The organism is Pseudomonas sp. Sample_14, assembly GCF_004307515.1.
GTDB lineage: Bacteria > Pseudomonadota > Gammaproteobacteria > Pseudomonadales > Pseudomonadaceae > Aquipseudomonas > Aquipseudomonas atacamensis.
The window spans coordinates 115,527-136,438 of the sequence record NZ_RCOC01000026.1 but is presented as its reverse complement, the minus strand read 5'-3'; the positions used below and the strand labels follow the sequence as shown (position 1 = coordinate 136,438).

The window sequence follows — 20,912 nt, the reverse complement described above, 5'->3', positions numbered from 1 at the left end:
GGATGAGGGCGTCAGTGCCGATTTCAATCAGCCAGTTCCGGCCGTTCCCGAAACTGCTCCAGCGCTTCGGGATTGGCCAGTGCATCGGTGTTTTTTACCGGCCTTCCATGCACGACATCACGCACCGCCAGCTCCACGACTTTGCCGCTGATGGTGCGCGGTATGTCCGTCACTGCAACAATCCGCGCCGGGACATGCCTCGGCGTGGTATTGGCGCGGATCACTTCGCGGATTCGCTGTTCGAGCCCTTGATCGAGTTCGACCCCATCGCGCAGACGCACGAACAGCACGACCCGCACATCATCCTGCCACTGCTGGCCGATGGCGACGCTGTCCAGCACCTCGGTGATTTTCTCGACCTGACGATAGATTTCCGCCGTGCCGATACGCACGCCGCCCGGGTTCAACACCGCATCCGAGCGGCCATGGATGATCATCGCGCCGTGGGGCAACTGTTCGGCGTAATCACCTTGTGCCCAGACGCCGGGGAACAGACTGAAGTAGGACTGGCGGAGTTTTGAGCCGTCGGGGTCATTCCACAAGCCGATTGGCATCGCCGGGAAATGCCGTGTGCAGACCAGCTCACCTTTCTCACCAATCACCGGTTGGCCAGCGTCGTTCCACACCTCGACGGCCATGCCCAGGCTCTTGCCCATGATTTCTCCGCGACGTATCGCTGACAGCGGGTTGCCATTGACGAAGCATGAGACGATGTCGGTACCACCGGACATCGAAGCCAGGCACACATCGGTTTTGAAGTCGCGGTAAACGAAATCGTAGCTTTGCGGTGACAAAGCCGAGCCTGTGCACAGCAGGGTTTTCAAACTGCTCAAGTCATGACTTTCGCGGGGCCTCGTGCCGCTGCTTTCCAATGTGGCAAGGAATTTCGGACTGGTGCCAAACACACTGATGCGTTCGTCGTCGATCAGGTCGAGCAAGCGCTGATGGTCCGGATGAAACGGCGAGCCGTCGTAGAGCACCACGGCGCTGCCAACCGCGAGCGCTGAAACCAGCCAGTTCCACATCATCCAGCCGCAGGTCGTGTAGTAGAACAAGCGGTCACCGGGACCGAGGTCGCAGTGCAAACCATGCTCCTTGACGTGTTGCAGCAGCACACCGCCGGTGCTGTGGACGATGCATTTCGGCACGCCAGTGGTGCCGCTGGAGTACAGCACGTAGAGCGGATGATTGAACGGCACCGGGGTGAAATCCGGTTCGCCGCCGGGTTGATAGAAGTCTTGCCACAAGCAGACATCAGCGTGGCTTTGATAATCCTCGATGCGCGCTTGCGGACGGGCGTACGGGACGATGATCAACTGCTGCAGTGACGGCAGTTGTGCCAGGATTTCGTTGAGCTTGGCGGTCTGATCCAGGATTTTTCCGGCGTATTGATAACCGGCACAGGTGAGCAGCACTTTCGGTTCGATCTGGCCAAAGCGATCGATCACGCCGTGGGTGCCGAAGTCCGGCGACGAGCAGGACCAGATCGCGCCGAGGCTGGTGGTGGCCAACATCGCCACCAGGGTTTGCCAGGTGTTGGGCATGCACGCCGCCACGCGATCACCCCGGTCAACGCCCGCCGCGCGCAGGCTCGCCTGAAAACCGGCGACGTGTTCGGCCAGTTCGGCCCAGGTCAGTTGTTCGCGCTGGCCGTTTTCCGCCACAGCAACCACCGCCACGGCATCGTCGCGGCGGCGCAGCAGGTGTTCGGCAAAGTTCAGCGTCGCGCCCGGAAACCACTCGGCGCTGGGAATCTCTGCACCTTCACGCAAGACGGCGTCTGGCTGGGTTTGAAAGCGGATGTCGAAGAAATCGACGATCGCCTGCCAGAACGCCGGGCGCTGATCGATGCTCCATTGGTGCAGGGCAGGGAAGTCGTCGAGCTTAAGCGAATGCCGCTGATTGATTTCGCGCCGGAAGGCATCCATACGCGAACCGGCGATACGCTGGGTGTCGGGTTGCCAGAGGATGTCGGACATGGGTTTGCCTCTTCTTATCGGATTCGCGAGCAGGCTCGCTCCCACAATGGCCAGGTGTTTATTGCGCCAACCACCCACCATCAATATTCCACGCCGCGCCGCGTACCTGGCTGCCGGCTTCACTGCACAAGAACAACACCAGCTCACCCAGATGCTGCGGTGTAACGAACTCCAGCGACGGCTGTTTTTCCGCCAGCAGATCATGCTGCGCCTGCTGCGGATCGACACCCTTGGCCGCGCGATCATCGATCTGCTTCTGCACCAGCGGCGTCAACACCCAGCCCGGACAGATCGCATTGCAGGTGACGTTGCTGGTCGCGGTTTCCAGCCCGACCACTTTAGTCAGACCGATCACGCCATGCTTGGCGGCGACGTACGCGGCTTTGCCGGTGGAGCCGACCTGGCCGTGCACCGAGGCGATATTGATGATGCGCCCCCAATTCTTGCGGCGCATGCCCGGCAGGCTCAACCGCGTGCTGTGGAATACCGATGACAGGTTGATCGCGATGATCGAATCCCAGCGCTCAACAGGAAACTCTTCTACGGCCGCAACGTGCTGAATGCCGGCGTTGTTGACCAGAATGTCGACGCCGCCAAACTCGCGGTCGGCGTAGGCGACCATGTCGGCAATCTGCGCCGGGTCGCTGACATCGGCGGGATGATGGCCGACCTTGCCGCCGTACTGAGCGACGTCGGCGATCACCTTCGAGGCGTCGCCGAAGCCATTGAGAATCAGGTTGGCGCCCGCTTTCGCGAGAATCAGCGCGATGCCCAGGCCGATGCCGCTGGTGGAGCCGGTTACCAAGGCTGTCTTGCCGGAAAGAGTGGTCATGAATACCTCACACAATGCCAGTGGCGTAGAAAGTGCCGATCACCACGAAAACCGCGAGGGTCTTGATCAGCGTAATACAGAAAATGTCTTTGTAGGCTTCGCGGTGGGTCAGCCCGGTCACCGCCAGCAGGGTGATCACGGCGCCGTTGTGCGGCAGGGTGTCCATGCCACCACTGGCCATCGCGGCCACGCGGTGCAGCACTTCCAGCGGAATATTCGCCGCGTGCGCCGCACTGATGAACTGCTCGGACATCGCCGCCAGCGCGATGCTCATGCCGCCCGACGCCGATCCGGTAATGCCGGCGAGCAGTGTCACGGTAATCGCTTCGTTGACCAACGGATTGGGAATCTGCTTGAGCCAGTCGGCCAGCACCAAAAAGCCCGGCAGCGAAGCGATTACCGCACCAAAGCCGTATTCAGACGCGGTGTTCATGGCCGCGAGCAACGCACCGCTGACCGCGCTTTTGCTGCCTTCGGCGAGCTTGCTTTTAATCGCCTTGAAGCCGAACGCCAGGACCATGAGGATGCCGACCAGCAACGCCGCCTGCACCGCCCAGATCGCCGTGAGCTTGGCGATTTCGGTAGTGACCGGCGCGGCCATGCCCGGCAGTGCGAGGCTGTGCGTCTTGCCGTACCACTGCGGAATCCACTGGGTGAACAACAGGTTCATGATGCCCACCGCCAGCAATGGCGACAGGGCAATCCACGGGTTGGGCAGCTTCAGGTCTTCGGCGGTTTCCGGTTCGTTGCGCAGTTCAGTGCCGTAACCTTCGCCGGCACGTTGCGCCTTGTTGCGTTGGCGCTGCAGAAACAGCATGCCGGCGCAGAACACGAAAATCGTGCCGATCACCCCCAGCCACGGCGCCGCCCATGCGGTGGTGTTGAAGAAGGTGCTGGGGATGATGTTCTGGATCTGCGGCGTGCCGGGCAGGGCGTCCATGGTGAACGAGAATGCACCGAGGGCAATGGTCGCCGGGATCAGACGTTTGGGAATATTGCTCTGGCGGAACATCTCCGCTGCAAACGGGTAAACAGCGAAGACAACGACGAACAACGACACGCCGCCATAAGTCAGCAGGGCGCAGACCAGCACGATCACCAGCATCGCTTGTTTAGTCCCGAGCAAGCGAATCGCAGCGGCCACGATCGAGCGTGAGAAACCGGACAATTCGATGAGCTTGCCGAACACCGCGCCGAGCAGGAATACCGGGAAATAGAGCTTGATGAAACCGACCATCTTGTCCATGAACACCCCGGTGAACGCAGGGGCAACGGCGGACGGATCGGTGAGCAGGACCGCGCCGAGGGCGGCGATCGGGGCAAAGAGGATGACGCTGTAGCCACGGTAGGCGGCGAGCATCAGCAGCGTCAGGGCTGCCAAGGCAATGATCACACTCATGGTGTGTCTCTCCAGGATTGTTATTTTTGTGGGTGGAACGGGTGTGGAGAGTGGGTTAGCGAGATTTGTGCCAATCTCCTAACTGGTTGAAATATAACGAAATTTGATCCGGGTCGCGTTCTGGTAGCTGTTTTTGTCTCTTAGTTGAGATTTTCTTTGAGTGGGCCGGCGCCTTCGCGAGCAGGCTCGCTCCCACATTGGTCATGCATTCCCCTGTGGGAGCGAGCCTGCTCGCGAAGCTTTTGCTCTAGTCTTAAAATGGAGATCGGATGTCTCTATATGTAGACTCAACGATCCCCAGCGCAGCCATTTTTTTGTACAGCGTCGACCGCCCCAGCCCCAGTCGAACCGCCGCCTCCGGCACTTTTCCCGCGCATTGCGCCAGGGTCGACTCGATCAACTGCCGATCAAACCGCGCCCGCGCCTGTGCAAATGTCTCCCCAGCGGAGGCTTGCATGCTCGGCTCGGACGTTCGCTCAACCGGAGTAAACGTGCCAATCGCGCCGCGAATATCCTGCTCGGTCAGCATCAGATCATCACTGAGCAACGCCGCCCGCTCCAGCACATTGCGCAACTCACGGATGTTGCCCGGCCAGGCATGCTGGCCGAGCAACGCCAGCGCATCGCGGTGCAATTCATGCTGGCTGCGCAGTTCTTCGAGAATCGCCTCGCTCAGCGCCGGCAGATCGTCGAGACGTTCACGCAGCGGCGGCACCTGGATCGGCAGTACGTTGAGGCGGTAGTACAAATCGGCGCGAAATTCGCCGCGCTTGATCGCCGCCTGCAAATCCGTCGACGTCGCGGCGATTACCCGCACATCGCTCTGAATCACTTCATTGGAGCCGACCGGCTCGAACTCCTTTTCCTGCAACACGCGCAGGAGTTTGCTTTGCAGCGGCAGCGGCATATCGCCGATCTCATCGAGAAACAGCGTGCCACCCTGAGCGATTTGTAATTTACCGGTGCGGCCCTTGCGGTCGGCGCCGGTAAAGGCGCCGGGTGCCGTGCCAAAGAACTCGGCTTCCAGCAGCGCCTCGGGAATTGCCGCGCTGTTGATGCTGACGAAGGCTTTGTGCGCGCGTGGTGAGGCGCTGTGGATCGCTTGGGCAAGCAACTCTTTACCTGTGCCGGTTTCCCCCAGCAGCAAAACCGGCGAATCAGCGCTGGCACTGCGGCGCGCACGTCGTTTGACTTCAAGGCTGGCAGCGCTGGTACCGATGAAGTGGGCAAAGTTGTATTTGGTCTGCCGCGCACGCAGCAGCGAACGGGTCGAGGCGAGTTCTTCCTGCATGCTCAGGTAACGCTTGAGCATCGGCGACAGCGTGCGCAACTCGTCGAACAGGGCAAAACCGATGGCGCCGATCACGCTGCCGGCATCGTCGTGGATCGGCAGGCGCATCACCACCAGCGGTTCCTTTGGCGTGTCCTGCATGTCCAGCAGAATCGGCCGACCGGTGCGTACCACCTCGCGCAGCAGGCTGCCGGGGATCACGCTTTCGCAGGGTTTGCCGATAGCGCCTGCCGCTGAATCGAGACCGAAGCGCCGGGCGTAGCGTTCGTTCATCCAGACGATATTCGCATCGCGATCGACAATCACCGTGCCCTCACTGGATTGCTCGATGATCTCGAACAGCGAACGGATCGCCAGAGTGCGGACTCGTTGGTAGTCCTTGAGGCTTTCGGTGGTGTTCATTGAGGCTGATCCTGATTGTTTGTTGCCGGTACCGGCCCGTTCGCGAGCAGGCTCGCTCCCACAGGGGGCTGCATTCCAATGTGGGAGCGAGCCTGCTCGCGAATGCCGCGCCGCGAATTAGCAGAAAAAACCTACCCCGGATGCGCCGCCGCCAACAGCTCTTTGGTGTAGGGATGCTGCGGGTTGTCAAACACGTCGTGACTGGCACCACGCTCGACCACCTGACCGTCCTTGATCACGATCATGTCGTGTGCCAACGCGCGCACCACCGCCAGATCATGGCTGATAAACAGGTAGGTCAAACCGTATTTTTCCTGCAAATCACGGAGCAGGGCGACCACTTGTTTCTGTACGGTGCGGTCGAGGGCCGAGGTCGGTTCATCGAGCAGGATCAGCGCCGGTTTCAGCACCAAGGCCCGGGCGATGGCGATGCGCTGGCGTTGGCCGCCGGAAAATTCATGCGGGTAGCGATGGCGGCTTTCCGGGTCGAGGCCGACTTCCTTGAGCACGCGAATCACTTGCTCATCACATTCATTAGCGGTCGACTCGCAATGCACTTCGAGACCTTCGCTGATGATCTGTGCCACCGACATGCGCGGGCTGAGGCTGCCAAACGGATCCTGAAACACCACCTGCATCTGCCGCCGCCACGGCCGCAATTGCTTTTGATTGAGGCCATCCAGCGCTTCGCCCTGAAAGCGAATGCTGCCCTCGGAATCCAGCAAGCGCAGGATCGCCTGACCCAGCGTCGACTTGCCTGAACCGGATTCGCCAACTATGCCCAAGGTCTTGCCGCGCTGAATATTCAGACTGATGCCATCGACAGCGCGCAGATACTGCTTGCGCCTGAACAGCCCGCCGCCGACCTGGAAATCGACGCGCAGATCAGCGACCTCCAGCACATTTTCGCGTTCGTCACGGGGCAGGGCTTCACCTTCCGGCTCTGCGTTCAACAGCACGCAGCTGTAAGGGTGTTTGGGTTCGGTAAACAGGGTTTCACAGGGCGCCTGCTCGACGATCTCGCCAGCCTTCATCACGCACACCCGCTGCGCGATGCTGCGAACCAGATTGAGATCGTGACTGATCAGCAGCAGCGACATGCCGAGCCGCTGTTGCAGGGACTTGAGCAGCAAGAGAATCTTGCGCTGCACGGTGACATCCAGCGCCGTGGTCGGCTCGTCGGCAATCAACAACTCCGGTTCGCAGGCCAGGGCCATCGCGATCATCACCCGTTGCCGTTGCCCGCCAGAGAGCTGATGCGGATAGGCTTTCAAACGCTCCTTGGGCTTCTGAATACCGACCAGTCCGAGCAATTCGAGAATGCGCTGCTGGGCTTGCTTGCCGCCGAGGCCGCGGTGCAGCAACAGGGTTTCGCCAATCTGTTTTTCGATGGTGTGCAACGGATTGAGCGAAGTCATCGGCTCCTGAAAGATCATGGCGATGCGATTGCCGCGCAGTTCTCGCAAGACCTTCGGATCAGCACCGAGCAATTCTTGCCCGCGATAGCGGATGCTGCCACGGGTTTGCGCCTCGCTCTCAGGTAACAGTTGCAGGATCGAATGCGCGGTCACCGATTTCCCCGAGCCCGATTCGCCCACCAGTGCCAGGCACTCACCGGGGCGGATATCCAGGCACAGGTCACGCACCACGGTCTGGCCATGGAAGGCGACATTGAGGTTGCGGATTTCAATCAGGTTTTCTGTCATGGTCACGCTTCAGGATCGAGGGTCAAAAGCGTCGCGCAACGCTTCGCCGATGAATACCAATAACGAAAGGATCAACGCCAGGGTAAAGAACGCGGTCAACCCGAGCCACGGCGCTTGCAGGTTCTGCTTGCCCTGACCGATCAGTTCGCCCAGCGAGGCACTGCCGGCCGGCATGCCGAAGCCGAGGAAATCCAGCGCGGTCAGCGTTGAAATGGCGCCGGTCAGAATGAACGGCAGGTAGCTGAGCGTCGCGTTCATTGCGTTGGGCAGGATGTGCCGGAAGATCACCTTGCGGTCAGTCAGGCCCAGGGCGCGTGCGGCTTTGACGTATTCCAGATTGCGCCCGCGCAGGAACTCGGCGCGCACCACGTCCACCAGCGCCAACCAGGAAAACAGCGCCATGATCCCCAGCAGCCACCAGAAATTCGGCTCTACGAACCCGGAAAGGATGATCAGTAGATACAACACTGGCAGCCCCGACCAGACTTCCAGCACGCGCTGTCCGAGCAGGTCGACCCAGCCACCGTAATACCCCTGCAATGCGCCGGCGGCGATGCCGATCAGCGCGCTGACGAAAGTCAGCATCAGGGCAAACAGAATCGATACCCGAGCACCAAAGATGACCCGCGCCAGCACATCGCGCGCCTGATCGTCGGTGCCCAGCCAATTGACCGAAGTCGGCGGACTCGGCGCCGGTTTGTTCAGGTCATAGTTGGGCGTGTCGTCGCTGAACGGAATCGGCGGGAACAGCAACCAGCCGCCGTCCTTGCGAATCAGATTCTGCACGTAATCGCTGCGGTAATCGGCCTGGAACGGCAGTTGCCCGCCGAACTCCTGTTCGGTATGGCGCTTGAACACCGGGAAGTACCATTGGCCCTGATAACTGACCATCAACGGTTTGTCGTTGGCGATCAATTCGCCACCCAGCGTCAGCAGGAACAGGCCGATGAACAGCCACAGCGACCACCAGCCACGACGGTTTTTCTTGAAGCGTTCGAAACGGCGACGACCCAAAGGCGAGAGCTTGAACATCAGGCATTCCTCGCGGCAAAGTCGATACGCGGGTCGACCAGGGTGTAGCAGAGGTCGCCGATCAGTTTTATCAGCAGGCCGAACAGGGTGAAGATGAACAGCGAACCGAACACCACTGGATAGTCCCGCGATACCGCTGCTTCGTAACTCATGCGCCCAAGGCCATCGAGGGAGAAGATCACTTCGATCAGCAGCGAGCCGGCGAAAAACACACTGATGAACGCCTGAGGTATCCCCGAGACCACCAACAGCATGGCGTTGCGAAACACGTGTCCGTACAGCACGCGGCGTTCGCTCAAGCCTTTGGCGCGAGCCGTTACTACATACTGTCGGGTGATTTCATTGAGGAACGAGTTTTTTGTAAGGATCGTCAAGGTCGCGAATCCACCGATCACCAGCGCGGTGACCGGCAGCACCAGATGCCATAAGTAATCGGCGATCTTGCCCAGGGTCGATAGCGATTCGAAGTTGTCCGAAACCAGTCCGCGCACCGGAAACCAGTTCAACGAAGTACCGCCGGCGAATACCACGATCAGGAACATCGCGAACAGAAACGCCGGCATGGCGTAACCGATGATGATCGCCGTGCTGCTCCAGATGTCGAAATGGCTGCCGTGGTGCACAGCCTTGCGGATGCCCAGCGGGATCGACACCAGATAGGTGATCAGCGTCGCCCACAATCCGAGCGAAATGGTCACCGGCATCTTTTCCAGAATCAGGTCGGTGACTGTTGCACCACGGAAGAAGCTCTTGCCGAAGTCCAATTGCGCGTAATTCTTCAGCATCAGCCACAGGCGCTCGTGGGCCGGTTTGTCGAAGCCGTACTGTTTTTCAATGTCCTTGATCAATTGCGGATCGAGGCCACGGCTGGCGCGCGAAGCGTTGCTCGATGTCTCGCCGGCTCCGCCGCCGACACTGGCGCCGCCAATGCCTTGCAGATGGGCGATGGCTTGTTCCACTGGTCCGCCGGGCGCGGCTTGGATGATGACGAAATTGACCAGCAGGATGATCACGAGCGTCGGAATGATCAGCAGCAGGCGCCGCAGTATGTAACCCCACATCAGTGCGGCCCTCCGGGTCTGCCGCGACTGATTTTCTCGGCGGTCATCTGCTGATTGGTCAGTGGCGTGCGGCTGATTTCCCACCAGCTCTCGATGGCTTCGTCATTGCTCGCCTGCACCGTGGGAATGCCGAAGCGGTTCCACCACACGGTCGAAGTGCCCGGCGGGTAATAGTTGGGAATCCAGTAGTAATTCCATTGCAGCACCCGGTCCAGCGCATGGGCGTAATGCAGCATGTCCGACTGAGTAGAGGCGCGGATCAGGCCGTTGATCAAGGTGTCGACCGCCGGGTTTTTCAACACCATGTAATTGTTCGCGCCCGGATCGTTGGCCGCTGCCGAGCCGAAATAGTTGAGCAACTCACCGCCCGGAGAAGTGGTAACGGGGTAGCCGGTGACGATCATGTCGTAGTCGCGACTCATCAGGCGATTGACGTATTGCGAGGCGTCGATGCGACGGATATTCAGCTCGATGCCGATCTGCTTCAGCGTGCGCTTGTAGGGCAACAGCAGGCGGTCCATGCCGTTCTGGCTGACCAGAAAAGTGAAGCTCAGCGGCTCGCCGGCGCCGTTGACCAGTTGATCGCCATCCGGTTTCCAGCCGGCCTGCTCGAGCAGTTGCAGGGCTTGCAACTGCTTGTCACGGATGATGCCGCTGCCGTCGGTCTTCGGCGCCTCGAAGACTTTACTGAACACTTCCTCAGGCACCTGACCGCGCAGCGGTTCGAGAATCTTCAGCTCTTGAGCGTCGGGCAACTGCCGGGCGGCGAGATCGGTATTGGAAAAGTAGCTCTGCTGGCGGATATAGACGTTGCGCATCATCTGCCGGTTGCTCCATTCGAAGTCCCAGAGCATCGCCAGCGCCTGGCGTACCCGGCGGTCCTGGAACATCGGCTTTTGCAGATTGAACACGAAACCCTGGGCCGATTGCGGCGCTTCAGTGGCGAGGTGGGCCTTCTGTAAACGGCCATCGCTGAGGGCGGGACTGTCGTAGCCGATCGAATAGCCGGTCGCGGAAAACTCGCGGTTGTAGTCATAGGCACCGCCACGCAGCACCTGACGGGCGACATCGGTGTCGCCGAAATACTCGATACTGAAATGGTCGAAGTTGTACAGGCCACGACTGACCGGCAGGTCCTTGCCCCACCAGTCGCCATTGCGTTCGAAAGTGATGCTGCGCCCGGAGTCGACCTTGCCGACCCGGTACGGCCCGCTGCCCAGCGGCGGCTCATAACCACCGCCGCCGGCGAAATCGCGACTCTTCCACCAGTGTTCGGGGAACACCGGCAGGGTCGCGATATCCAGGGGCAGGGTGCGGTTTTCGTTGCTTTTGAAGTCGAAGCGCACGGTCAGCGGCGCCTCGATCTCGACGCCTTTGACGTCGGCAAACTGGGTGCGATAACGCAGGCTGCCCTGGGTCATCAGCAGGTTGTAGGTGTAGCGAACGTCCTCGGCGGTGATCGGTTTGCCATCGGCAAAACGCGCCTTCGGATTGATGAAGAAGCGCAGCGACAGACCGTCGTCCGAGCGTTCCATTTTCTCCGCCACCAGACCGTACACCGTGTAGGGCTCATCCAGCGAGCGCTGGGCCAGCGGCGAATACAGCAGGCCGTCGATCTGCGTCACGCCGATGCCTTTGTCTATATAGGGCAGCAGATGATCGAAGTGGCCGATTTCGATTGCCGAGCGCCGCATCGTCCCACCCTTCGGCGCCTGCGGATTGGTGTAGTCGAAATGGCCGAAGCCGGCGGGGTATTTGGCCGGTTCGCCGTAAACGGTCAGTGCGTGTTGCGGGGCAGCGGTCGCACCGGCGGCACCCGTGAGCAGGGCGAGGGCGGTGAGCATCAGTGTGGGGAAAACCAGTCGCATCGTCAGCCTTGGAACGCAAAATCGATAAGCGCAAGTTGTACGCGAGCGGCGCGCCACTCGCCAGCCGTATATGTAACCGAAACACAACGGCCCACCAAAGGGTGGGCCGTTGTCAGCAACAGGACGACGAATCAGTCCTGACGGCTGGTGACTTCCAGCAGGTGGTAACCGAACTGGGTCTTCACCGGGCCTTGCACGACGTTGATCGGCGCGCTGAACACCACGGTGTCGAATTCCTTGACCATCTGGCCAGGACCGAACGAACCCAGGTCACCGCCCTGACGGCTGGATGGGCAGCTGGAGTTGGCTTTGGCGACTTCAGCAAAATCGGCGCCGGCTTCGATCTGAGCCTTGAGTTCGTTGCACTTGTCTTCGCTGGAAACCAGGATGTGGCGGGCAGTGGCTTTGGCCATGGGGAATTCTCCGAACTGTTTCAATAAAAGGTGGAGCGTACCGGAATCAGTCGGTGAATTCTCGGCAAAGTTCCATTCTGATTCCCTGACTCTACTCAAAGATCCGCCGCACGCAGGCGCCGGGCATGCTCGACGTACAGCTCGATAGGGTCCGGCGAAGACGCGGTTACTTCCGGGCTGCGCCGCAAACTAGCCAGGTGATCCATTGGATAATCAGAGCGGATCACTTGGCCGAGATGGCTACTGAAGCGTCCGACGAAGCCGTCATTCTGCTGGGGTTCGGTGGTGAAATACTGCGACAGGACGCGGCAGGTTGCTTGAACCGGATCCAGCGCCGGCAGCCTGGATTGCGCAACAACCCCGCTCCACGAGTAGTAACGCACGCCGTTGACTTGCTCCGGGCCGTGACCGCCCCAGGTGTGTGGCAGGCCTTGTGGGAATTTGTCATTGAATTGACCGACGCCGACGGTGGTCAGTGCGTTGAGTGCGGCCACTGCATTCTGTGGCAGTGCCACGCTGCCACTGAGCAGCGACAACAAATCGGCAAATTGCGTCGCCACGTTTTGTGCAACGACCTCCGGCAGCTTGCCCGGGACCAGTGCCTTGCGCAGGAAGTCGGCGAGCTCCGAACCATGGTTCGGACCACTGACGGAGGTGACTGAAGCGACGACGTTTGGTGCAAGCGCTGCCGCATAGCGTGCAGCGAGTGCACCTTGACTGTGTCCTATAAGGTTGACTTTCTTCGCGCCTGTGCCTCGCAGCACGCAGGCCATCTGTGACAGCAATTGCTCACCCCGCATTTCATTGTCATGGGTGGCCGAAAGGTGTGGAACAAACAATCGACAGCCAGCCGCTTTCAGCGCGGATTTGACGTCATGGAACAGCTCGAAATGACCGATACGCTCGAACCCGAACAGACCGTGGACCAACAGGATGGGATAACGAGTTGTAGCATTCCGTTGCATGTTCTTACCTTTTTCGTAGAAGTTCATCGGGAAATCACCGAGCCACTCTAAAACACCCCTGTCGCTGAGGAAGTACGAAGAGGCTTCGCGTTGTGTTTGAAAATGGACTACGAGGCGTACGAAATTTCGGAGAGCTGTGAAATCCGAATCGGAAGTTCAGTGGGTCGTTTGTCGGCATAACAGCGCGAACGCCCCGGTTGCCTACCTTGCGAGTAGCGCTTGCGCCGTCGTTGCGGTGTATTCGGCTGACATCAAGAACATTCGAAGAAGTCCTCAATGTAGATGTCAGTGTCGCCATTCGGGGCGGCACGTTTTCCAGGGAGTGGAAACGAAAATGAATAGCCATGAAGTCGAGTTTTGCTGGCGGATGCGTCAGCCGATGGTTGCCGAAGTGTCCATCGAAACTCTTGTCGCGCCGATGATTGACGGGCTCAGTGGGAGCGTGTTGGATCCTTCAGTGGTCAAAGCCATCGTTCGCATTTCTCCTTATGCCAACATGAGCTGCGGCGATCAGTTGATGCTGTATTGGGAGGGGCTGGATATCGAAGGCTTCACCTATCAATACGAGAGTGTTCGATTCATCAGCCAGGCTCAGGTCGGCAGGGACGTAATCTTCGTCATCAAGGCCATGCATGTGGCTGCGCTGGATGGAGGCTCGCTGGAGGTTTACTGGACACTGCAAAGTGCGTCCGCGCCCAAGGCAGTGGAATCTGCACGCCTGCAACTGTCTGTGGGCGATATGCGCACGCAATTGTTGGCGCCACAGATCGAAGGCTCGGTAAACGGAGCGCTGGAGCCATCGCGAGTGGCCGAGGGCACCCTGGTGACTCTGCAGCCTTACGCGAGGATGTCGGCGGGCGATCGGGTGATGTTGTCCTGGCACGGCGATACCTCGCCCGAGATCTTTACCGACTCATTGAACGTGGAGGCCTACTCCGTCGCGCAATGCCTGTCGTTCTGGGTGCCGGGTAGCTACATCGAAGCTCACCGAGGTGGTGAAGTGGTCGTCGCCTACCGTGTCGAACAACGCTGTGGAACGGTTCGAGCGTCCGAGCCTGCCACGGTTTTCCTAGGGCCTGCAGTGCGTGCGCAATTGCCTGCGCCGGATGTCGTCGAGGCAGTTGAAAACGTGTTGTCACTGAAGGATTCGGTCGACGGCGTTTCCGTTCTCATCGAAGGGGCGCAGGTGCAAGAGGATGAGTTGGTCTATCTCAAGTGTGACGGTGAGTTCTTCAGTCACCGGGATGATCTTGAAATTACGCGGGAGACGGCTGGTCAAGCGGTGTGTTTCATTGTCCCTCACCGGTTCTGGCGTGAACATCACGGCACAACGGTGCAGATCGCCTACACCGTGGAGCGTCTGGACGATGTCAGTCAGCAATCCCCCGTTAGGCAAATCAGCGTGGAGGCTTTGCCAGTGAATGCCGGCCCTCCGCGCTTTGAATGAGCGGGAGGGCGGTTCGATCAACGTTCGGCTTGCGCGACGCGTCGTGCGGCATCGGTCAGCAATCGCTCAGTTGCATCGAAGCCGAGGCAGCCGTCGGTGATCGATACGCCGTAGCGCAGAGAGCTGCTCAGCGGCTGGCAGCCTTCGAACAGGTGAGATTCCAGCATCATGCCGATCAGCGAGTGGTTTCCCCGCAGGCGTTGTTCAAGGACGTCATTGAAGACTGCTGGCTGGCGCAGTGGATCCTTGCCGCTGTTGGCATGGCTGCAATCGACCATGATCCGGCTGGGGATCTTCAGTCTGCTGAGCTCGGCGCTGATGTTGGCCACGCTGGTTGCATCGTAGTTCGGCCCTTGATGGCCACCGCGCAGCACGATGTGGGTGTCAGCGTTGCCGGCTGTCTGCACGATCGCCGGATGCCCTTGGCTGTCGACGCCGAAGTGCCGATGCGGATGGGCTGCCGAGCGCATGGCGTCGACAGCAACGGCGGCGCCGCCGTCGGTGCCGTTCTTGAAGCCCACCGGCATGTTCAGGCCGCTGGCCATTTCGCGGTGGATTTGCGATTCGGTGGTGCGGGCACCAATGGCCACCCAGCTCAGCAGGTCATCAAAGTAGTTGGCGGCCATGGGTTGCAGGAGTTCGGTAGCGACCGGTAGTCCGAGCCGGATCATTTCCAGCATCAGTTCGCGCGACAGCGTCAGACCGGCAGCCATATCGTCAGTGCCGTCCAGATGCGGATCGTAGGCCAGACCTTTCCAGCCGATCGTCGTTCGCGGCTTTTCGACGTAGGCACGCATGACCAGCAGCATTTCACCGCTGACATCTTCGGCCAGGCGAGCGAGTTTGCTGGCGTATTCGATTGCCGACTGCGGATCATGGATAGAGCAGGGGCCAACGATGACCAGCAGGCGCGGGTCTTCACCGTCGAGGATGGCGCGCACCGCCTGGCGATGGGCATTGACCTGCTGATGCAAGGAGTGGCTGAGCGGTAATTGCTGTTTGAGCTGCAATGAACTGGGCAGACGCAGGGTCAGCGCTTCGTTGGCAGAGTCGAGAGTGGACAGCGGCAAAGCGGAAACTGAAGAGTTCATGTTCGGTCTTCCTGGGCGGATGGCGGGTTTTTCCCGCGCACTCGGCCCTACTGGGGTGTTCGACAAATGGCCGTACGGGCTAGGCGTGTGTGTTTGCCACCGGTAGGTGACCGATCGGAGGCGGCAGGCTGTCCCGAGCGGAGGCTGGTAAATCGCCAGGCGCTAAAGCTGTCGTAACGGTAATAAGTGGCGTAGTTCATGGGGGAATCCTCGAAGTGTGGTGTGTCGCTGAAAGTGATGGGCCTGAAAAAACAAAACCCCCGGTCGGGAGGCCGACCGGGGGTTGAGAAATCTCTGGTAGGCGACCCGTTATCATGGGCGCCGTTTGGGTATCAGGCGCGCCAGTGGCTAAACCAATACCCAAAATAAAAGTTGTCTGGAGCGCAGGCGTCGTTCACCCACGCAGCCGCAATCGAGCGCGAGGCGCTGGCGATGCAAGACTGTGAAGGGGCGTTGAACATGGTCTGTCTCCGAGGGATGCGCCGAGCTTACTCGACGCTGATACGCCTCAGCAATCAGAAAATGCTATTGCGTGCCGAGCGAAACGGCTATCACTGGCAAACGATCTGGTTAAAGTACATTTTTACGATTGGAGAGAGCTGAATGAGTTATCGAATTCGGCATGCCACCCATGATGATCTTGCTTTTGCGCGGGACCTGACCTGTCGCAACATGCTGCGTTATTACATTGACCACGATCTGTTGTGGCAGGACGAGGCATTCGACGCAGGCTGGCAGCATCGTGAGAACTGGATGATCCTTCAGGATGAACTGCTGATCGGCTTTGTCAGTCTGAGCCAGGATGCCCGAGCGCTGTACATACGCGAATTGCAGATTGATCATCCGTGGCAAGGGCAGGGCGCCGGGTCCTGGGCCATTGATCAGGTGGTCGAGATGGCTCGGCAGGCAAGGCGACCGGCACTGCGGCTGACAGTGTTTGACAATAACCCGGCGCAAAAACTGTATGCATCTAAAGGACTGCACATCGTGGGCAGGGATGAGTGTTTCCTCAGAATGCAGCTCGATTTGAGTACAGCTGTGCTCTGAAACCCACAGCCGGCAAGCCCTGAATGACGAATTGAAACTTTTTAAATGCGGCTTTCCGCTAGGTCTGTCTGGCACTTTTTGCTAAGGTGTCCGGCATCCCAATAAGACCATATCGCGAGGTGTCTGCTTGATTAGGGTGCTAGTGGTCGACGACCATGATCTCGTTCGTACAGGCATTACACGGATGCTGGCCGATATCGATGGCCTGCAGGTGGTGGGTCAGGCCGAGTCAGGTGAAGAGTCCCTGATCAAAGCCCGTGAATTGAAGCCTGACGTAGTGCTCATGGACGTCAAGATGCCCGGCATCGGCGGCCTCGAAGCCACACGAAAACTGCTGCGCAGCCACCCGGACATCAAGGTGGTTGCCGTTACGGTGTGCGAGGAAGACCCTTTCCCGACGCGTTTGCTGCAGGCCGGCGCCGCCGGTTACCTGACCAAGGGGGCGGGTCTGCCGGAAATGGTTCAGGCCATTCGGCTGGTTTTCGCCGGGCAGCGTTACATCAGTCCGCAGATTGCTCAGCAGTTGGCGATCAAATCATTCCAGCCAACCAATGATTCGCCGTTCGATGCCTTGTCGGAGCGGGAAATCCAGATTGCCTTGATGATTGTCGGCTGCCAGAAAGTCCAGATCATTTCCGACAAGTTGTGCCTGTCGCCGAAAACCGTGAACACCTACCGCTACCGCATTTTCGAGAAGCTTTCGATCAGCAGCGACGTCGAGCTGACACTGCTCGCGGTGCGTCACGGCATGGTGGATGCCAGCGCCTGACCATGACCGAGACATTTGATTCCAGTGCTTTCCTGTCGACCGTCAGCGGTCGCCCGGGCGTCTATCGCATGTTCGACAGCGAGGCGCGCCTGCTGTATGTCGGCAAGGCGAAAAACCTGAAGAAACGTCTGGCGAGCTACTTTCGCAAGACCGGGCTGGCGCCGAAAACGGCTGCACTGGTCGGGCGTATCGCTCAGGTCGAGACGACCATCACCGCCAACGAAACCGAAGCGCTGCTGCTGGAACAGACGCTGATCAAGGAGTGGCGCCCGCCGTACAACATCCTGCTGCGCGACGATAAATCCTATCCGTACGTGTTTCTCTCCGACGGACAGTTTCCGCGCCTGAGCATCCATCGCGGCGCAAAAAAGGCCAAGGGCAAGTATTTCGGCCCCTATCCGAGTGCCGGCGCCATACGTGAAAGCCTGAGCATTCTGCAAAAGACCTTTTTCGTCCGTCAGTGCGAAGACAGCTATTACAAGAACCGCACCCGTCCGTGCCTGCAATACCAGATCAAACGCTGCAAGGCACCATGCGTGGGTTTGGTCGAGCCTGACGTCTACGCCGAAGACGTGCGCCACTCGGTGATGTTCCTCGAAGGTCGCAGCCACGCGCTGACTAATGAGCTGTCCACCGCGATGGAAGAGGCAGCGATCAATCTCGAATTCGAACGCGCGGCCGAATTGCGCGACCAGATTGCCTTGCTGCGTCGGGTGCAGGACCAGCAAAGCATGGAAGGCGGAACCGGCGATATCGACGTTATTGCCGCATTCGTCAACCCAGGCGGCGCCTGTGTCCACCTGATCAGCGTGCGCGGCGGGCGCGTGCTCGGCAGCAAGAATTTCTTCCCGCAGGTCGGCATCGAGGAAGACGTTTCCGAGGTCATGGCAGCATTCCTCGGTCAGTACTACATCAGTAGCCCCGAACGCGATCTGCCGAGCGAACTGATCGTCAACGTGGTTCACGAAGACTTCCCGGCGTTGATCGAAGGGATTCACACATTGCGCGGCCGTGAGTTGGCCATCAGTCATCGGGTGCGCGGTACCCGTGCGCGCTGGCAGCAACTGGCCGTGACCAACGCTGAGCAAGCGTTGGGCGCGCGTCTGGCCAACCGTCAGCACACCGCCGCGCGATTCGACGCGCTGGCCGAAGTGCTGAATCTGGATGAACCGCCGCAACGCCTGGAATGCTACGACATCAGTCATTCCAGCGGCGAAGCCACGGTGGCCTCTTGCGTGGTGTTCGGGCCGGAAGGCGCGATCAAGTCGGATTATCGCCGCTACAACATCGAAGGCGTCACCGCCGGCGACGATTATGCGGCCATGCACCAGGCGCTGACCCGCCGGTTCAGCAAACTCAAGGACGGCGAAGGCAAGTTGCCGGACATCCTGCTGGTCGACGGTGGCAAGGGTCAATTGTCGATGGCCCGTGATGTGCTCAACGAATTGGCCGTGCCGGATCTGATCCTGTTGGGCGTCGCCAAAGGCGCCACGCGCAAGGCCGGTTTCGAAACGTTGTATCTGAATGATGCAGCCCACGAGTTCACCTTGCGCGGCGATTCACCCGCCTTGCACCTGATTCAGCAGATCCGCGATGAGGCGCACCGCTTCGCAATTACGGGGCATCGCGCTCGTCGCGGCAAGACCCGCCGAACCTCAACGCTGGAAGGCGTGGCAGGGGTAGGGCCGACCCGCCGCCGTGACCTGTTGAAACATTTTGGTGGATTGCAGGAGCTGTCTCGTGCAAGCATCGAAGAGATCGCCAAAGCCCCGGGGATCAGTAAAAAGCTCGCTGAGTCGATTTATGCGAACCTGCATAGTGAGTAGAATGCCCCTTCACCTCGTAGCCAGTTGTGCCGATGAATATCCCTAATCTGATTACCGTTCTACGCGTCCTGCTCATCCCGATCTTTATTTTGCTGTTCTACCTGCCCTACGAGTGGAGTTACATGGCCTCCGCTTCGGTGTTCGCCTTCGCGGCTGCAACCGACTGGCTCGATGGTTATCTGGCGCGCCGATTGGAGCAAAGCACACCGTTCGGTGCCTTCCTCGATCCGGTCGCCGACAAGCTGATGGTCGCTGTTGCCCTGGTCCTGCTGGTGCAGGAACACGGCAATCTTTGGCTGACGCTGCCAGCGGCGGTCATCATCGGTCGCGAGATCGTGATTTCGGCCCTGCGCGAATGGATGGCCGAACTCGGCGCACGAGCGCAGGTGGCCGTTTCCAATCTGGGCAAATGGAAAACCGCTGCGCAGATGCTCGCGCTGGTGATTCTGCTGGCTCATCCAAAGGCATTCAGCTTCTGGGTCGTGCTCGGTTATACGCTGCTGATCGTATCGGCAGGGCTGACCCTGTGGTCGATGGTTCAATACCTTCGCGCCGCCTGGCCGCACCTGAAGACCGATGTCGAAAAGAAATAAAAGTTTTTTGAATCAAGGGGTTGACGGGGCATCTTAATTCTATAGAATGCGCCACACCAAGCGGGAATAGCTCAGTTGGTAGAGCACGACCTTGCCAAGGTCGGGGTCGCGAGTTCGAGTCTCGTTTCCCGCTCCAATTTGTACAGTGTTTGTTGTTGCGCTACTGACAGCAAATACTTTGAGGCCGAGTAGCAAAATGGTTATGCAGTGGATTGCAAATCCACCTACGCCGGTTCGATTCCGACCTCGGCCTCCACTATCAAAAACCCCGTAGATCAATGATCTACGGGGTTTTTTGTTGTCTGCGAAAAAAGTGGTGTTCACATGTTTGCGGAGGGTCAATCAGTCAAGCACGATCCGGTCTGAATGTGGCTGGCACCTTCCACAGTCAGATTCGAGAAAAAGATGCAGCCAATGAGCCGCGCGAACAGCGTCAATGTCTCTGCAAGATCGGGGTTGTCAAACAGAACAGCCCTTGAGTCCAGAGCACATAAGGCACCCCAGAGTCTCCCGTCCGGCAGAAAAACAGGCGCGCCTGCGTAGCTTTCAATTGAATACTGCTTCACCACAGGACGTGACGAAAGTCGTCCATCCTGGCTGATTTGTGGAAGGAACAGGGCTTGAGGGTTTCGTCGAAACTCACTGCAAAGGGTGGTTTCCAGATCCAGCGTATCGCCAACATTTATTCCCAGTTCAATCGGATCGTACGCCGAACAAACGATCCACTCTGTTTCAGTGAATTTTGCGATGCCGGCAAAGCGTGTACCGGTCAGACGGGTGACAAGTTGCAGGATATTGGTGGTCGCTTCGATCTCGGCGATCGCCGAGCGCTCCTCTTGGCTTAAAGACGCTTTTAGAACGGTGTCACTCATTTGCATGGAATCAAATCTCCTGATTGCTTGTACATCCCTGAGCACTGCTCTGGTGACGTTCTGTGAGGCGTGATCGTGGTTGAAGGGGGGGCGTGCTGATTACCCTTTGATTATTGATTTCGGCGCCATCCTTTAGCGTAGACATCCCGTCCAGTCCTGGGTTGCCTGCTCATAATCTCAATCGATGAAACATCTGTCACCCGTGCAGCTACGGTGATGGTGAGCATCTGAATCTTTTTGTGTTTATCGCCCCAATTTCCAGTCTGGTTGCTGCGATTTGCCACTAACTTCGGCCTCTACTTCAAGCAAACTCCGTAGC

General features: G+C 59.1%; 17 protein-coding genes and 2 tRNA genes. 7 read left to right on the top strand and 12 right to left on the bottom strand.

The annotated features are described in order from the left end of the window. Nucleotides 1-23: 23 nt before the first annotated feature. The 10 genes from D8U61_RS06240 to D8U61_RS06195 all read right to left on the bottom strand — a co-directional run bounded on the left by D8U61_RS06240 (nucleotide 24) and on the right by D8U61_RS06195 (nucleotide 12,948). A complete protein-coding gene (locus tag D8U61_RS06240) occupies nucleotides 24-1,979 on the bottom strand; it encodes an acetoacetate--CoA ligase (RefSeq protein ID WP_130926596.1) in 1,956 nt (651 codons plus the stop codon). Between the two features lie 58 nt (nucleotides 1,980-2,037). Beyond that, entirely contained in the window at nucleotides 2,038-2,811 is a 774-nt protein-coding gene (gene hbdH / locus D8U61_RS06235; RefSeq protein WP_130901612.1) for a 3-hydroxybutyrate dehydrogenase, read from the bottom strand. 7 nt (nucleotides 2,812-2,818) lie between these two features. After that, entirely contained in the window at nucleotides 2,819-4,210 is a 1,392-nt protein-coding gene (locus tag D8U61_RS06230; protein WP_016774505.1) for a GntP family permease, read from the bottom strand. Nucleotides 4,211-4,463: 253 nt separating this feature from the next. Next, entirely contained in the window at nucleotides 4,464-5,903 is a 1,440-nt protein-coding gene (locus tag D8U61_RS06225) for a sigma 54-interacting transcriptional regulator (RefSeq protein WP_130887827.1), read from the bottom strand. A gap of 131 nt (nucleotides 5,904-6,034) precedes the next feature. Then, nucleotides 6,035-7,609, bottom strand: coding sequence for an ABC transporter ATP-binding protein (locus D8U61_RS06220; RefSeq protein ID WP_073474724.1), 1,575 nt, complete (start codon nucleotides 7,607-7,609; stop codon nucleotides 6,035-6,037). A 9-nt stretch (nucleotides 7,610-7,618) separates the two neighbouring features. Continuing rightward, on the bottom strand, nucleotides 7,619-8,641 hold the full coding sequence (locus D8U61_RS06215) for an ABC transporter permease (protein ID WP_122610514.1): 1,023 nt from the start codon (nucleotides 8,639-8,641) through the stop codon (nucleotides 7,619-7,621). Next, nucleotides 8,641-9,702: a microcin C ABC transporter permease YejB gene (locus D8U61_RS06210; protein WP_125926815.1), complete on the bottom strand. Its 1,062-nt coding sequence runs from the start codon at nucleotides 9,700-9,702 to the stop codon at nucleotides 8,641-8,643. The genes D8U61_RS06215 and D8U61_RS06210 overlap by 1 nt, the downstream gene beginning before the upstream one ends. Next, nucleotides 9,702-11,570 (bottom strand): extracellular solute-binding protein, encoded by a 1,869-nt coding sequence (locus D8U61_RS06205; protein WP_125926814.1) that lies wholly within the window; start codon nucleotides 11,568-11,570, stop codon nucleotides 9,702-9,704. Before D8U61_RS06205 ends, D8U61_RS06210 begins: the two co-directional genes overlap by 1 nt. 131 nt (nucleotides 11,571-11,701) lie before the next feature. Then, nucleotides 11,702-11,983, bottom strand: coding sequence for a peptidylprolyl isomerase (locus tag D8U61_RS06200; protein WP_016774509.1), 282 nt, complete (start codon nucleotides 11,981-11,983; stop codon nucleotides 11,702-11,704). A gap of 95 nt (nucleotides 11,984-12,078) precedes the next feature. Further along, nucleotides 12,079-12,948, bottom strand: a complete 870-nt coding sequence (locus D8U61_RS06195; protein ID WP_051600704.1) for a triacylglycerol lipase — start codon at nucleotides 12,946-12,948, stop codon at nucleotides 12,079-12,081. Between the two features lie 334 nt (nucleotides 12,949-13,282). On the opposite strand from D8U61_RS06195, the gene D8U61_RS06190 reads away from it, so the two are divergent. Beyond that, nucleotides 13,283-14,395 carry a hypothetical protein gene (locus tag D8U61_RS06190; protein WP_130926595.1) on the top strand — a complete coding sequence of 371 codons (1,113 nt, stop codon included), beginning with the start codon at nucleotides 13,283-13,285 and terminating at the stop codon, nucleotides 14,393-14,395. A gap of 17 nt (nucleotides 14,396-14,412) precedes the next feature. On the opposite strand, the gene D8U61_RS06185 is transcribed toward D8U61_RS06190, so the two are convergent. Next, nucleotides 14,413-15,486 (bottom strand): 3-deoxy-7-phosphoheptulonate synthase, encoded by a 1,074-nt coding sequence (locus D8U61_RS06185; protein WP_071172273.1) that lies wholly within the window; start codon nucleotides 15,484-15,486, stop codon nucleotides 14,413-14,415. A 603-nt stretch (nucleotides 15,487-16,089) separates the two neighbouring features. Between D8U61_RS06185 and D8U61_RS06180 the strand changes: the two genes are divergently transcribed. The 6 genes from D8U61_RS06180 to D8U61_RS06155 all read left to right on the top strand — a co-directional run bounded on the left by D8U61_RS06180 (nucleotide 16,090) and on the right by D8U61_RS06155 (nucleotide 19,977). Beyond that, nucleotides 16,090-16,533 carry a GNAT family N-acetyltransferase gene (locus D8U61_RS06180; protein WP_122699220.1) on the top strand — a complete coding sequence of 148 codons (444 nt, stop codon included), beginning with the start codon at nucleotides 16,090-16,092 and terminating at the stop codon, nucleotides 16,531-16,533. 127 nt (nucleotides 16,534-16,660) lie between these two features. Beyond that, the gene (gene uvrY / locus D8U61_RS06175) at nucleotides 16,661-17,302 is read left to right on the top strand and encodes a UvrY/SirA/GacA family response regulator transcription factor (protein WP_024012761.1); all 642 of its coding nucleotides are present in this window, start codon (nucleotides 16,661-16,663) and stop codon (nucleotides 17,300-17,302) included. Between the two features lie 2 nt (nucleotides 17,303-17,304). Next, the gene (gene uvrC / locus D8U61_RS06170) at nucleotides 17,305-19,128 is read left to right on the top strand and encodes an excinuclease ABC subunit UvrC (protein WP_024012762.1); all 1,824 of its coding nucleotides are present in this window, start codon (nucleotides 17,305-17,307) and stop codon (nucleotides 19,126-19,128) included. A 32-nt stretch (nucleotides 19,129-19,160) separates the two neighbouring features. Beyond that, the gene (gene pgsA, locus D8U61_RS06165) at nucleotides 19,161-19,721 is read left to right on the top strand and encodes a CDP-diacylglycerol--glycerol-3-phosphate 3-phosphatidyltransferase (protein ID WP_016774513.1); all 561 of its coding nucleotides are present in this window, start codon (nucleotides 19,161-19,163) and stop codon (nucleotides 19,719-19,721) included. Between the two features lie 60 nt (nucleotides 19,722-19,781). Next, nucleotides 19,782-19,857: transfer RNA gene (locus tag D8U61_RS06160), tRNA-Gly, on the top strand. Between the two features lie 46 nt (nucleotides 19,858-19,903). Beyond that, nucleotides 19,904-19,977, top strand: a tRNA-Cys gene (locus D8U61_RS06155). Nucleotides 19,978-20,059: 82 nt separating this feature from the next. Here the strand turns inward: D8U61_RS06155 and D8U61_RS06150 are convergent. Then, nucleotides 20,060-20,599 carry a GAF domain-containing protein gene (locus D8U61_RS06150; RefSeq protein ID WP_016774514.1) on the bottom strand — a complete coding sequence of 180 codons (540 nt, stop codon included), beginning with the start codon at nucleotides 20,597-20,599 and terminating at the stop codon, nucleotides 20,060-20,062. Between the last annotated feature and the right edge of the window lie 313 nt (nucleotides 20,600-20,912).

Bases quoted from the DNA above. Each gene is read 5' to 3' on its own strand.
- D8U61_RS06240 (WP_130926596.1), bottom strand. From the start codon at position 1,979: ATGTCCGACATCCTCTGGCAACCCGACACCCAGCGTATCGCCGGTTCG.
- hbdH (WP_130901612.1), bottom strand. From the start codon at position 2,811: ATGACCACTCTTTCCGGCAAGACAGCCTTGGTAACCGGCTCCACCAGC.
- D8U61_RS06230 (WP_016774505.1), bottom strand. From the start codon at position 4,210: ATGAGTGTGATCATTGCCTTGGCAGCCCTGACGCTGCTGATGCTCGCC.
- D8U61_RS06225 (WP_130887827.1), bottom strand. From the start codon at position 5,903: ATGAACACCACCGAAAGCCTCAAGGACTACCAACGAGTCCGCACTCTG.
- D8U61_RS06220 (WP_073474724.1), bottom strand. From the start codon at position 7,609: ATGACAGAAAACCTGATTGAAATCCGCAACCTCAATGTCGCCTTCCAT.
- D8U61_RS06215 (WP_122610514.1), bottom strand. From the start codon at position 8,641: ATGTTCAAGCTCTCGCCTTTGGGTCGTCGCCGTTTCGAACGCTTCAAG.
- D8U61_RS06210 (WP_125926815.1), bottom strand. From the start codon at position 9,702: ATGTGGGGTTACATACTGCGGCGCCTGCTGCTGATCATTCCGACGCTC.
- D8U61_RS06205 (WP_125926814.1), bottom strand. From the start codon at position 11,570: ATGCGACTGGTTTTCCCCACACTGATGCTCACCGCCCTCGCCCTGCTC.
- D8U61_RS06200 (WP_016774509.1), bottom strand. From the start codon at position 11,983: ATGGCCAAAGCCACTGCCCGCCACATCCTGGTTTCCAGCGAAGACAAG.
- D8U61_RS06195 (WP_051600704.1), bottom strand. From the start codon at position 12,948: ATGCAACGGAATGCTACAACTCGTTATCCCATCCTGTTGGTCCACGGT.
- D8U61_RS06190 (WP_130926595.1), top strand. From the start codon at position 13,283: ATGAATAGCCATGAAGTCGAGTTTTGCTGGCGGATGCGTCAGCCGATG.
- D8U61_RS06185 (WP_071172273.1), bottom strand. From the start codon at position 15,486: ATGAACTCTTCAGTTTCCGCTTTGCCGCTGTCCACTCTCGACTCTGCC.
- D8U61_RS06180 (WP_122699220.1), top strand. From the start codon at position 16,090: ATGAGTTATCGAATTCGGCATGCCACCCATGATGATCTTGCTTTTGCG.
- uvrC (WP_024012762.1), top strand. From the start codon at position 17,305: ATGACCGAGACATTTGATTCCAGTGCTTTCCTGTCGACCGTCAGCGGT.
- pgsA (WP_016774513.1), top strand. From the start codon at position 19,161: ATGAATATCCCTAATCTGATTACCGTTCTACGCGTCCTGCTCATCCCG.
- D8U61_RS06150 (WP_016774514.1), bottom strand. From the start codon at position 20,599: ATGCAAATGAGTGACACCGTTCTAAAAGCGTCTTTAAGCCAAGAGGAG.